The organism is Photobacterium angustum, from assembly GCF_003026365.1.
Lineage (GTDB): Bacteria > Pseudomonadota > Gammaproteobacteria > Enterobacterales > Vibrionaceae > Photobacterium > Photobacterium angustum.
This window is the reverse complement of the sequence record NZ_PYOM01000003.1, coordinates 194,519-208,302: the sequence shown is the minus strand read 5'-3', so window position 1 is coordinate 208,302 and position 13,784 is coordinate 194,519. Positions and strand designations below refer to the sequence as shown.

The following is a 13,784-nucleotide window of genomic DNA, read 5'->3' as shown; positions in this document are numbered from 1 at the left end:
AGTGATATCACCCGCCTATCATTTATTTGTTATTAGGCTACAGGATTAGTGTGCGCCTGCACCGCCTGTATCGCTACCGTGGTTCTGAAGATATTTCAGTAGCGTACGTTCTTCTGTCTTAGACAGACGGTAGTATGCGCTCATGGCTTTCAGACTTGCGATCCAGCCATTTGCAGTAAAATGGCCTGGTGCTGGCGCCGCGTGACAAGCGTTACAAGTAGAGCCGTACATTTCTTCTGCGTAGTTCCAGATAGGCTGGATGCTATCGATCATGTCAGCTTTAGTAATCCAAGCTTGAACCGTTACGTTCTGCCATACGATGTCAGTTGCTGGATCAGTTTCTTCCTTAACAATCTTCTCGTTAGCTTTGATGTCACCACGGATAGTCGCTTTAAATACGCGCTTACCCATGTACTCTGTCATAACGCGACCTTTACCTGCTTTTTCTAGCCAGCCATTTACTTCAACTTTTAGCATGTCGCCTTTACGTTCAAGTACAGTTACTTCAGACGCTGGTAGTAATTTACCTTCTGATTTAGCGTTAGCATCGTCAGTGGCGAACATATCTTTCTCACCAAGAGAGTAAAGCTTGTCAGCTGTTGCGCCTTGAGAAGTCGCTTCAGCTTGAAGGTTTTGGTAATCCTTCTGGAAACCACCAGCCATGTTTGGTAGTTCGTGCGCAATACCTTTGTGACATTCGATACAGTTCATGTCTTTTGCAGCAGCGTCTGTCATTGCAGCAGCAGCTTCAGGTGATTGCTTAGCGTGATCCATTGCAGAGTAATTGTGACAGCTCTTACAGGTGCTCGAATTTTGCTTTTTCATTCGATCCCATACCATCTGAGCCAATTCTAAACGGTGCTCTTCAAACTTTTCAGGCGTATCAATCTTTTTAGTAATAAACTGGTTATATACGTCTTTTGATGCCATCAGCTTAGTTTGAACCATACCAACTAAATCTTTAGGTTGGTGACAGTCCACACAGTCAGCTCGAACACCAGAGGCGTTTTTAAAGTGTACAGATTCTTTATACTCGTCGAAGTTTTGCTGCATGGTATGACAACCGATACAGAATTCATTGGTTGATGCGTGTTCAAAACCTTTATGTACAGCAAAGATACCAACTAGGGTGATAACAATACCAACAAATACAAGAGCAAGAATCGAATACTTGCTACTTGGTTTTGTCAACATCTGCCAAAGTCTTTTCATGTTGAATGATTCCATTTAAGAATGAATGCCCGCCGTAAGCTACGGTGACGTTATAAATTTTATGGGGTAATCTTATTTCCACGATGTGAATAAGGTTAATGCCACGAATGAATAGCAAACTCATGTTTATGACAAATTGTGAATAACAACGGTTTGTGCTAACGTTTCGTAAGAACACCTAAAAAACTAAAAGAGACAAACATGACTCATCACGTACTTGTTGTGGAAGATGAAATTGTTACCCGTACTAAGCTGGTAGGGTATTTCGAGAATGAAGGATATAAGGTTAGCCAAGCGGATAGTGGCGCACAGATGCGAGAGATCATGGCGACCGAAAATATCGACCTCGTCATGCTTGATATTAACCTTCCTGGCGAAGATGGTTTGATGCTTACACGTGAGCTTCGTAGCCGCTCTGAAGTGGGTATTATTTTGGTCACAGGACGTACTGATAGTATCGATCGTATTGTGGGTTTAGAGATGGGTGCAGATGACTATGTCACTAAGCCTTTTGAGCTTCGAGAGCTTCTTGTTCGAGTGAAAAACTTGTTATGGCGCATGACCTTAGTGGAAAAAGCACGTGATGAAACTATGGTCGAAATGCAGGAAGATAACATCATTCGTTTTGGCGAATGGCAGTTCGATATTAACAAACGAGCACTGACTCATAATGGTCTTCCAGTTAAGCTAACTAAAGCGGAATATGAGCTATTAGTGGCCTTCTCTTCACACCCAAATGTAGTGTTGAGTCGTGAACGTATTTTAAATATGTTAAGCCACAGAGTTGAAGCGCCAAACGATAGAACTATCGATGTTTTAATTCGTCGTATGCGCTCTAAAATGGAGCTAGATCCAAAGAACCCACAGATTTTTGTTACCGTTCACGGTGAAGGATATATGTTTGCAGGGGATTAATTTCCTCGAATAAATACATATAACTGATATCAAAAGTCGCATATTCAAGCGAAACATTTTGAAATAAAAAGGCCATATCATTCTGTGATATGGCCTTTTTTCTAGAAAAAAATGCGCTAATTTCTTGATATAAATCAATCAATGAATAAGTATTTTTTTGCGCGTTTTTTAACCAAAAATACAGATTGATAACCATTCTCAAAATAGCGCTGGTTTTTAAACGTCTTATTAACATTGTTAATAGAAACAAAAAACAATAATGAGATCATTTCGTTAACAATACAAAAAAATAATGACAGAATATGAAAAGGGCAATTTATTGAACGGTGCTCAAAATCAAGCAATGAATACTTATCTTAGAAATAAGAAACACTATGCGAGAGATAGAAGTAGATATTTGACCGATTATTGAAGCTATTCATACTACAATAATGTGCTGTTAATAGTTGATTTGCAGATTATTCATAAGATAGACATAGAATTTTTTGATTGTTAATGGTTATAAAATGCAAAAAGCCCAGTAAAACTGGGCTTTAACGCTAAATAATCAAAAAAATAATATAGATAAACGGGCTATTTATATCGATTTTCGATCTTTTTTCTCGTTATTTCTGCTGTTAACTTTTCTATTTTGGGCAGACTAATGGTGCTTTCTTTTGCTAATTGGCGTTGCTCTCTTAGCACATCTTGTAAGATGGTTTCTGTCGTGAGTGGGTTCGCTAGTACGACACGGAATACAGTTGTGATCTTATGCTGCCATTTTTCCGGTGTAATACGTGTACGAGATACAAATGATTTACCGGATTCACGCTGACGTTTCTGGATGAACTTGGTTAAGTCATTAAGTAACTCTAGCAATGTCTCTCGTTCTTCATCTGTAGCGATTAATAATGCTTGCTGTGTCGCTTCAGGCACATAACGGTAGGTTAGTAAGCACAGCTCAGGTTCAGTGACTAACTCAAAATCTCTTTGTTGTATAATTAAATCTGCAAAATAACGTGCATTTTCAATACTATTGTTAATCAACAACTCATAACCAGGGCGGCTAATAATATTCATGCTAGCGTATAGCAACATAGCCATGCCACTTCGTGAACCTTCTAGGGTGTGACTACCTAAATCTTTCGATCCTTTACGCAAAATATATTCGGCATGATGTTCAATTGCTGTCATGAGCTCGGGGTTTTTAAAGATCACCATGCCAGCACCCATAGGAATATATAACTGCTTGTGAGCATCAATTGTAATGGAGTCGGCGCGTTCAATCCCTTTTAATAAATGACGGTATTTATTCGACATTAATGTCGCGCCGCCCCAAGCTGCATCAACGTGGAAATGACAATCGTGTTCAGTGGCGATATCCGCTAATTGATCTAAGGGATCAACATTGCCTGTTTCTGTTGTGCCTGCAATACCAATAATGGCGAAGGGTTTAATGTTACGCTGTTTAAGATCCGCTAACGTCGACTGTAAGTGGTCGATGTTGATACGGTTATTATCATCAGTTTTGATTGAAATCAGGCTATCACGACCAATGCCTAATACATCTGCTGATTTCTTCAACGAGTAGTGACCACGTTCAGACACTAAGATCGTTAAATCATCATAACCGTAGTGCTTCATAGCACGAAATAATCCTTCTTGGGCAATACCTTTAAAATCCCCGTCAGGTTTTAATACCGTATTTCTTGCTACCCATAAAGCAGTGATATTGGCAATTGTGCCACCAGAGCAAAAAGCACCTAAGGAATGGTCGGCACTATGCATCCATTGCTGATAGAAGCTTTCATTTTCATTGAAGATGAGCTTATGAAGCATGCCTAAAACCTGACGCTCTAGTGGAGTGAAAGCCTTAGATGTTTCGATTTTTACGAGATTTTGATTCAGCGCGATCATGATTTTAGAGAGCGGCATCATGAAGTAAGGCAGAGCAGAAGTCATGTGGCCAATAAAGCTTGGCGCTGAGGTGTGGACTGATTGCGAGACCAGCTTATTTAGAAGAAATTGAGTGTGCTCAGAGACAAAGCTCGGTATCTCAGGAATTGCTGGATCGGAAAAATCTTTCTCTATTTCTAGCAGTGGTTTTTCTGTTGCAGCAATGTGAGTACGCAGAAATTCATTTAAGTTTTCTGATAGCTCTTTTTCTATCATACCCAGTGTTGAATCTGGGGCTTCCGGTACTGTAAAAATTCGATGCAGAGATTCTTGTGATGCATCGGCAGTGCGATTATTAACAGCCATAATACTCAGTAACGTTTCTTTAACTTTGGTAAAGTGCTGTTAATCTAATAGAAAAGTAGTGTTATGTCTCGTAAAATTTATGGCTCTGTATCATAACAGAGCCATAATTTTCATCGCTTACAATGAAGAAGGGACAGCATTTATTGTTGTTAGAAGCTGTAGTTCATACCTAAGCTAACAAGCATAGTATCTTCATCATAGAAGTTGATATTAGATTGTGTAGTGTTGTAACCCACTAACGAAACAAAGCCCCAGTTCTTCCAACCAAATGGTTGTTTATATTCATAAGCAAGGAAAGCACCTAAACGGTCGTCTTCTTGTTTCTTATCAAAAATAGGGTTTTCTGCATCGAATAACGCTTTCTTATAACTTAAAGTAAAGGCTAGACTTGAACGCTGGAAGATTTGAATAAATGTTGCTGAGCCACCAAAAATATCGGCAGACATCGCTTTACCATCAGCATCAATACCGCTGTAGTTTAACGCGGTACGGATCATTTGCGTTCGGCTCAGTGGAAGTAGGTAACTTCCTTCAACAAAAAAGAGTTTTGCGTTTCTATCTAGTAGGGATTTATCATTAGCAGAGCCTTCTCCACTTTTTTCTTGATCTATCTCATAACGACCATATGCAGTATCTACCGAGAACATAGAATCTGCAATATTTTCCCACTGTGCACGTATCGCTTTTACATTACTTCCTGTTTTAACACGTGGCTTCCCTGTTAAATAGGGGTTTTGCCATGTTTTTAATTCTAATAATCCCGGAATGTAACTTAACGAAACTGTGCCGTTTTCTTCAAGTTTTTGACGGAAGCCAAGTTCAGCATGGAAGCGCCCTAATGCGACATCAGAACGATCAGTACCAAAAAATATTTGCTGTTTAGCATTGTTGAAAGTATATGAAAGTGTACCAAGTGGTGCGATAAGTGTGTGACTTTGATCATCACCAGATGAATTCAAATTTGAGGAGGTGGTATTATCAGAGTCAAACTGTGAATTTGTTTTAGTGTATCCGGCTAAGAGCGAGATATCACCGCTGATACCAGGTGTCCAATCCACAGGCTTTGCAACGGTATTAAAACTTGCAACGGCTGTAACTAAACCAATATAAATCGGTTTCATTTTATGTATCCTTTTCTTCAATTATTCATTACTGTAATAGTGATTAACGCAAGGAATAAAAATAAAGTTTAAATATAGTTTAATTTTATATTAGCGATGGGTGTTATTGAATGGAAAAATAGTATTTTGTTACTTATTTGATAGTAGATTTATTTATTTAATGTAAATTGTAACAAAATCATACAAAAAGGTGTTGGGTTTTGCTCCTATCTTATAGGGAAAAGGAAAACAAGAGCAATATTTTAAAGGGTTATTTGCATGTGGTTGTGGCTAATACTACAAAATAATGCGCTTATTTCTACTCTGCTATCTAATGTTCATAAGTGATAGTTGTAGCAAATTTAATGCAACAGATACACTATTGATATTAATGTGATAATTATCTTAATTTCGTATAATTAATTGATAACAAGTGCGCAACATAACTATACTCAAATTATCAGAATATTATATTTACAAAGACTGGTGATTTTAAGGTGCGAAGTATGGATAGTAATTTGAAAATTGCTGTAGTTACAGTAACGTTGACGATATCGACAATTTTTAGTTACGCAGCTATAGCCTTATCAGCGTAATACAATGACAAGTTAAAGAGATAAAATAGGGTTTTACTCTCTTTAACTTGTTTTTTTAAGCCATTCCAACAATTAAGGGGAAGGCGTATATTACGTCAGAGTGTTTTCTAACCTTTGGGGGAGAAATGAATTATCTGCCGTTTAGTTTGAGTGCTTTCGATGAAGAATCGATATCTCACTTTTCATCAAAGCTTTTTTATGCGCATCATAAAAAAATAGCATTAGTTGTTCAGGGGGGGGGACAGCGTGGTATTTTTTCAGCTGGTGTTTTAGACAGTTTCTTAGACAATGAGTTTGATCCTTTCGCTTTGTATATAGGTACTTCTGCGGGGGCTCTCAACTTATCTTCATTTATTAGTCGTCAGCCACGTTTTGGTTATAAATTTATTCAAAACTATACAACAACGGATGAATTTTTTAGCTTATATAAGTACTTAAGTAAACAACAGTCAATGAATCTTGATTGGGCATTACAAGTTGTTTCCCCCTCTGGTGAATTAGCTCTCGATTTTCATACCGCCAAAAGAACTCTTCAACATCGACAGGCATTCGCTTGTGCAACACGTAAAGATACCCTAAAAGATATCTATATGCCGATGTATCAAGATGATTGGTATGAAGTTTTACGTGCGAGTTGTGCTATTCCTGTTTTATATAATTTACCTGTTAATATGAATGAGTTGGAATGGGTCGATGGTGGTGTGAGCGCTGCGGTACCTGCTAAAGAAGCATGGCGACGTGGTGCAGATCTGGTTATTGTTATTCGAACAGAGCCTCTTAATCATGACAGTCATACCGATAAGGGGATCTTTGACGATTGGCGAGAAAGTGTTGAAAGTTACTTACCATATTATATTAATAAGCTCAGCCTTAATGAATCGGTAGATAGAATTAAAACGGTTCATCATGAACTAAGTCACCGATTTGAACAGTGGCGTGAACAATACCGTAAAGACACTGTCCATATTACAGATAAAGAAGATATAGAGAAAGAACTTTCATATTTAGATTGTCAAAGTAAATATACATTGAAGCAGCCTGTTTTTGGTAATAAGAGTTGGCTATCACATATTAATATTGAACGTTTATTAAAATTAGCAGGGCAGAGTAATAATATCGACGTTATTGAAATGCTGGCTCAATATTATAAAACTTACCAAGATGTGAATGATTTTTTAGTTAATCCACCGGAGGGATTACAAGTTATACAAATCGCACCTGAAAAGTCATTGAATAGTCGAGCACTATTAAGTAGCAAAGATGATTTAGAAATGGATTATCGAGAAGGAAAGATAATAGGACGTAAGTTTCTAGATTGTTTTTCAAATATTTTAAATGAAAAAAGCAGTTTAATGCAGTACATGCGAGATGAGTAAGTCGCAATAATGTGAGTAAAACAAAGCCTTGATATCCTCCCTAGTTATTGTGATTGGAAAAGAACCAAGGCTTTATTAGTTGACGATATTAGTTATTTAAGAAATTGGCCATATCGTGCTGCATTGTTATTGTTGTCTCTTTAGATGATGTTGCATCTAACAAAGAGGTATGTGTACCGACGGCATACTCTTGCCATGTTTTATCGCCACCATTTGTTGATAAATTGAGTTGTTGAATCAAAGGTTCTGTGCCTGTAAATGGTGAATATGGTAATTCAGTTGTCTTTGTAATATTTGGAATGGTGGAATCACCTTTGACCATTTGTACAAAGATAGGGAGTGATTGTGAAATGCCGTGAGCAAGGTTAATAGGATCGACAGGATCCATAACTGTTTGTGCTGCATAAGCAAATTTCACATAATCTTGTGTCCATTTGACGACAAGAGCAGGAGATTGATTACTAATATTGGCGTTATAACAACTACTAATGTCTTTTTTCTCTGTTAAAACACATTTCCCAATTGTCTGAATGAATTTACCTGTTTCAATCACATCAGGTGTTACTTCTGTTGGGTTAGTAATTGTACCTTTTAAAATTCCGGCTTTAAGTAATCCACCAAAACTACCTGAGTTTAATAATAGGTAAGGGATCTCTGCACCTGGGTTTGCTAGTGACAGTTTATTAATCACGAAGTATTGCTGATCAAAGGCAGGATTCATTGTTGGGCGATTGGCAATACTACCAACGTTAGTACCCACGATTGCACCTAATGAGTGTCCGGCAAAGCTCACACCTTTATTGGGATTTAACATATCTAATGGTGAAACGGTTTTAGTATTTACACCATCATTTTGTTTTTGCTTAATATCAGCAAATAATTGTCCAATAGATGCACGAAGATTTACCACATCAATTGTACTTTGACGTAAGTTATCGCGGGCGACAGTCAGGTTTTCCAAGTTTAAATACATGGAAGGATCGGTGGATGCATTTTCGTACGTAGTATTTCCGTTTGCATCTGTGATATGAATACCACGATCTTCACCATGAAGCGGTTGGTTGATAGCGAAAATTGCTCGACATTGATCACCCACGAGAGTTTCAGCTAAAGAAGGTAAACCTTCACTATGTTCCGTTAATACATTTTTATCTGCAGTAACACCGTGCTGGAAAATCGTTACGTTGTTAGCACCAAGGCTTTGACACTTTGGATTGCTAGGTAATACCAAGGTGTAATTGATGGTTTGAACGGACTTTAATTCAGGTACAGCACTGTAACGGGTAATAATGCGTTCAGGATCGAGTTGTTTACCATTCGCTAAGGTGATTTTTTTTCCCATTAGCTTAGTCAGTACTTCGACTTGCGTTTGTGGGTTGGTTGCGACCTCAGCCATATCTTCTGGTGTTACACTAAAATCTGATAATTGACCTAAAACGGCAGATTTATCAGCATCATTGCCATTAGTTAATACGTACTTAATTTTTGCAAGACTAGGCATACCACTTTGCCAAGGGGTATTCATAAACTTGTTTGCACGAATATCTAAGTAATAAGGTAGTGAAAGCGTGCCTTGATAGATGCTGATATTCCCTGTGACCTTATCTTTATCTTCAACTTTTGTTGGTTCAGAAAACGTAAACAGCTTATCTAGTTGCTCATCTGTTACATTGTTTGCAATTGCCGATCCTTGCCATACGTTTTTAGCCCCTAATTGTATCGCTTCTTCGGTCGCCATTTTGGCTGCAAATAACACATCACCTGATGAGAGAGTAGTGAACCAAGTCGAGAAGATAATATTGTCACGACTCACACCAGCTTGCTCAAAATCAGCTTCTGTTACATGAGTGATCTTATGGGCTGGAATTAACGCCGCAGCTGGTGGCGTACTATCGACTTTTAGTAAAGCGTAGGAGTTGCTCATACCGACCGATTCACCATTCACATCTTTTAGATTATCGGTAACTGCGAACATGTAGTTACTTGATGGATCTAAAGGTTTAAGCAACATAACGATTAAGCTATTGCCTGAAACCGTTACCATAAAGTCCCCGTTTTGCTGGGATAACAGTGTTGGCTGTGTGGTATCGTCAGGATTGGTTGGATCGCCTGATTTGATTAAGTAAAAACTATTTGCAGCAGTCGCGGGATCAAGTGCCTTACCTTTAAAATTAATCGTAATAGGCTGAGTTGTACTCCAACCATCGGTTTGTCCCATTGCTATTTCAGGTGCAGTTGCGCCTTCACGTGTTGCTAATGTGCCATCTTGTGCATCCATGCCTAGATAGCTAGGGATCACAATAGTTTTATTAGCTGACAGTAAATCAAAATCAATCTTTGTTTCTGCTTTTAAGCTGTCTGCAATATCAGGATCAATGGTTGGTTTAACGGTCGTTTGACTACCGCCCCCACAACCAACCATGCTTAATGCAGACGCGACGATTAATGCGATTGAATTAAATTTCATTTTATTTTTCCAAATAATTTATTAGTTACAACGCATTAAAAGCTATAGTTAAGCTGTGCAGCGGCAAGATAGGCTTTACCACGAGAGGTAAACGTACTGTTCTCTTCAACAAATGTTATTTTCTTACTATGGATATAAGATAAGCCCATATCAACAGACAGATTTGGGTTGAAATGGTAAGTCGCTCCTGCTGAATACCAGTAACGATCAGTATCTGGAATACTCAGTGTTGCTTGACCTGCATTTTGGTCAAGGGCAAAACCGTAACGAAGTGTCCATTCATCATTCATTGTGTAAGTCGTACCGACAGCCCAACGATAGGTATCTTTGTAGTTTTCTTTTTTCAGTAAACAGGTACCGGCTTGGCCGTTGAAGCCTGGCTTACATTGCGAGCTAGTGGCACGAATTTCTTTAAACTTGTTGTACTGTGTCCACTGTAGGCTGTAGCTGATCGCCCATTGTGAATTTAACTGATGGAAACCAGAAAACTCTGCAATAGCGGGTAAAGGTAAAGCAAGATTAGCCGCAACCGTATTCTTAGGCTTACCAGTGATTGGGCCTAAATAATCGGTAAAATCACCATCAAAGTTAAGATTAACTTGTGAACGGTAGCTTAGGCCAAAACGGTTATTCTGATCTAATTCATAGAGTGCGCCAATATTCCAGCCCCAGCCCCAACTTGTGCCTTTTAAGTTGATTGCATTATCACTTGGCTGGCTATTAGGAACTTCTAGTGAAAGCGCACCTAAACGGCGATCAAACTCTGCATTAGCATAAACAAGGCTAACACCACCACCGATGCTGAAGTGTGGATTTAAACGGTAGGCAATATTTGGATTAAAATTGAATGTTTCAAGGGACGTTTTACCTGCCAATGACCCTGCGTTGAAATCGTTAGGGTACTTTGTTGTTACACCGTAATTACTGAAAAGTGCAAGACCAACCGCTACTTTGTCATTGATTGGTTGAATATAGTAGCCCGCAGGAACAAAACTAACAGGTGCGATATTTTTTGCGCCTTGAGCAAAGCTATGATCGTAAATATCAACAGAGGGTATGACAACACTTGCAACAGTAGAAACTTCTGCGTGCTTAAATAAGGTCATCGCGGCAGGGTTACGAGCTAGCACGGCTGCTGTGTCAGCAAAGGCTGCGTCGCCTGCGTAGGCACGACCTAAACCTGCAGCTGAATGTTCTGATACTTGATAGCCAGCAGCATAGCTTTGACTTGAAATGGCTACGCCAATAACACATGCAATATAACGTTTTTTAATGGACATTAACTGTCTCTCTTTTATTAGCTTCTTGCTCAACCAAAAGTATGATCAATGGCAGCATTATTTTTAGAAAGTGAAGTATATGTATACCAAATAGGAATACTAAGTAAATTTGACAATTGTCACATAAATAGCGTTTGTTTGGCTGTGTTTTATTCTCAAGGTTGTTTTTTTATACAAATAAAATGAGCTTAAAATTAAAGTATTTGCTCTAATGTCAGGCGTAAAATTATAAATTGTTTAAAAAAAGAATGGGAATGAAGGGGGAAGTAACGTTGGCTCAAAATAAAATGACGGCCAATAATGATAGTTTATATCGATAACTATAAATGTGTTGGAGTAAAAACGCGATAAGAGCGAGCTCTTATCGCGTAATATTTGGTGGCTTGTACTAAAACTTAAGAATTAAGCTAGTACAGTTTGTAGCCAAGGCCAGCCTTGTTTCTTACGGCTTAACGTATTTTCCATCATTAGAACGCCGTCTTTTGCGTGCGTATCTAGAGTGTCGTTCCACTCACCTTTGTAAAGCAGGCGAGTAGTGCTTGTTGTGATGTCAGTTAGCATTAGCGCAGCCATTGCTAGTTTTTCTTCGTCACAACGACGCTGTAGGTCAGCTTCCAGTGCTTCGATCATGTCTTCTACTTGCTCAAGCGTAGCAAGTTCGATTTGACCAACAACAACGTCACGGTTGTTGAAAGGGTAGCCTTTAAGATCTTTTTCAACTAGCTCAGATGCAGTTAGACCTTCGATGTCAGTTTTAGCGATTAATAGCGCCTTGATGAATGCGCTTAGATCTTGTACGTCAGCGATTTGAGCAAGCTCAGTAATTGCGTCTTTATCTTTTTGAGTACATGTTGGCGATGCGAAGCCAACAGTGTCAGATAGGATTGCAGACATCATCAGAAGCGCTAATTCACGAGTAATTTCGTGACCTTCGATCTTGAACATGTTGAATAGTACAGTACAAGTACAACCTACAGGCCAGATCCAAGCTTCTAATGGGTTGATTGTCATCACGTCACCTAGGCGGTGGTGGTCAACAATACCCACAACTTCAGCTTCTGCTAGATCATCAGGTGCTTGAGCTAGATCAGAGTAGTCAACTAACCATACTTTCTCGCCAGCAACGCTTGTACGTAGTTCAGGTGCAGTAACGCCAGCCACTTCTAAGATATGCTGAGATTCACGGTTTAGTTCGCCTTGACGAATTGCAGTTGCTTCAAGACCGCGAGCCTTAAGAAGAGCTGTACAAACTAGTGCTGAGCAAATGCTATCACTATCAGGGTTTTTGTGACCTACTACTTGGATCATGATGTTTCCTTAACTCAATCATGCAGTGCAAGACTGGATGATGTAATACGACATAACTTAATTACAGCCGATTATACCTATAAGCCTGCATTTTTATAGGTATAAGTGTTATCAAGCTTCTTTTGTACCGAGGATTTTAGAGATTTTTTATCCAGATTCAACAAATAAAGAATTAGCTGATAAAAATAAAGGCGAGGTTGATTAAAACCCCGCCTTTTGTCGTTATTTGAAAATAAAGATTTTAAATTTCTGCTTACGCGTTTTGCGCTTGCTCAATTGCTACTGCAACAGCAACTGTTGCACCAACCATTGGATTGTTACCCATACCGATTAAGCCCATCATTTCTACGTGAGCAGGTACAGATGAAGAACCAGCAAACTGAGCATCGGAGTGCATACGACCCATAGTGTCAGTTAGGCCGTAAGATGCAGGACCTGCCGCGACGTTATCTGGGTGAAGAGTACGACCAGTACCGCCGCCTGACGCAACTGAGAAGTAATCTTGGCCTGCTTCCAGACGTTCTTTTTTGTATGTACCAGCAACTGGGTGTTGGAAGCGAGTAGGGTTAGTCGAGTTACCTGTAATAGAGATATCAACATTTTCGCGGTGCATAATCGCTACACCTTCACGCACATCATCAGCACCGTAACAGTTAATTTCGCCACGTTGCGTTTGAGAGAAACGACGCTCATTAACGATTTCAAGTTCACCTGTTGTGTAGTTGAACTGAGTTTGTACATAGTTGAAGCCGTTAATACGAGCAATAAGGTAAGCTGCATCTTTACCCAAACCGTTAAGAATAACGCGTAGTGGGTTAGTACGTACCTTGTTTGCGTTTAGTGCGATTTTGATTGCACCTTCAGCTGCTGCATATGATTCGTGACCAGCTAGGAATGCAAAACATTGAGTTTCATTGCTTAGAAGACGAGCACCTAGGCGACCATGACCTAAACCTACTTTACGTTGGTCAGCAACAGAACCTGAAATACAGAATGCTTGTAGACCTTGACCTAAAAACTCAGCAGCTTCAGCCGCAGTTTTTGCGCCTTCCTTTAGTGCGATTGCAGCACCTAGAACATATGCCCATGATGCGTTTTCAAACGCAATAGGTTGGGTTTCTTTAACAATATCGTAAGCCTTAACACCTTTATCTTCGATGTATTGACGCGCTTCTTCAAGAGAAGCAAAACCATATTGTTCTAAAACGGGTGTGATTTGGTTAATACGACGATCAAAGCTTTCAAATAATGCAGCCATGATAAAATCCTCAATAAATTTAGCAAATTAG

Annotated in this window: 9 protein-coding genes; 2 read left to right on the top strand and 7 right to left on the bottom strand. The window is 39.1% G+C overall.

Annotation, left to right across the window (positions count from 1 at the left end; all coding sequences use genetic code 11):
- Positions 1–45: 45 nt before the first annotated feature.
- Positions 46–1,212 carry a pentaheme c-type cytochrome TorC gene (gene torC, locus CTN01_RS04400; RefSeq protein WP_107188472.1) on the bottom strand — a complete coding sequence of 389 codons (1,167 nt, stop codon included), beginning with the start codon at positions 1,210–1,212 and terminating at the stop codon, positions 46–48.
- A gap of 201 nt (positions 1,213–1,413) precedes the next feature.
- Here torC and torR point away from each other — a divergent pair, with 201 nt between their 5' ends.
- Positions 1,414–2,127, top strand: a complete 714-nt coding sequence (gene torR, locus CTN01_RS04395) for a two-component system response regulator TorR (protein WP_045084784.1) — start codon at positions 1,414–1,416, stop codon at positions 2,125–2,127.
- Positions 2,128–2,700: 573 nt separating this feature from the next.
- Here torR and panP read toward each other — a convergent pair.
- Positions 2,701–4,368 (bottom strand): pyridoxal-dependent aspartate 1-decarboxylase PanP, encoded by a 1,668-nt coding sequence (panP, locus tag CTN01_RS04385; RefSeq protein ID WP_045150363.1) that lies wholly within the window; start codon positions 4,366–4,368, stop codon positions 2,701–2,703.
- Positions 4,369–4,517: 149 nt separating this feature from the next.
- Positions 4,518–5,489, bottom strand: a complete 972-nt coding sequence (locus tag CTN01_RS04380; RefSeq protein ID WP_045150361.1) for a DUF2860 domain-containing protein — start codon at positions 5,487–5,489, stop codon at positions 4,518–4,520.
- Positions 5,490–6,189: 700 nt separating this feature from the next.
- Between CTN01_RS04380 and CTN01_RS04370 the strand changes: the two genes are divergently transcribed.
- The gene (locus CTN01_RS04370) at positions 6,190–7,440 is read left to right on the top strand and encodes a patatin-like phospholipase family protein (protein ID WP_107188470.1); all 1,251 of its coding nucleotides are present in this window, start codon (positions 6,190–6,192) and stop codon (positions 7,438–7,440) included.
- 88 nt (positions 7,441–7,528) lie between these two features.
- Here the strand turns inward: CTN01_RS04370 and CTN01_RS04365 are convergent, their stop codons facing one another.
- From CTN01_RS04365 to CTN01_RS04350, 4 genes are all read right to left on the bottom strand, one after another.
- The gene (locus CTN01_RS04365) at positions 7,529–9,907 is read right to left on the bottom strand and encodes a VolA/Pla-1 family phospholipase (RefSeq protein ID WP_045150359.1); all 2,379 of its coding nucleotides are present in this window, start codon (positions 9,905–9,907) and stop codon (positions 7,529–7,531) included.
- Positions 9,908–9,942: 35 nt separating this feature from the next.
- Positions 9,943–11,187 (bottom strand): outer membrane protein transport protein, encoded by a 1,245-nt coding sequence (locus CTN01_RS04360; protein ID WP_107342094.1) that lies wholly within the window; start codon positions 11,185–11,187, stop codon positions 9,943–9,945.
- A gap of 402 nt (positions 11,188–11,589) precedes the next feature.
- Positions 11,590–12,495, bottom strand: a complete 906-nt coding sequence (locus CTN01_RS04355; protein WP_045150358.1) for a manganese-dependent inorganic pyrophosphatase — start codon at positions 12,493–12,495, stop codon at positions 11,590–11,592.
- Positions 12,496–12,748: 253 nt separating this feature from the next.
- Entirely contained in the window at positions 12,749–13,753 is a 1,005-nt protein-coding gene (locus tag CTN01_RS04350; RefSeq protein WP_045150354.1) for a GGGtGRT protein, read from the bottom strand.
- Positions 13,754–13,784: the final 31 nt, after the last annotated feature.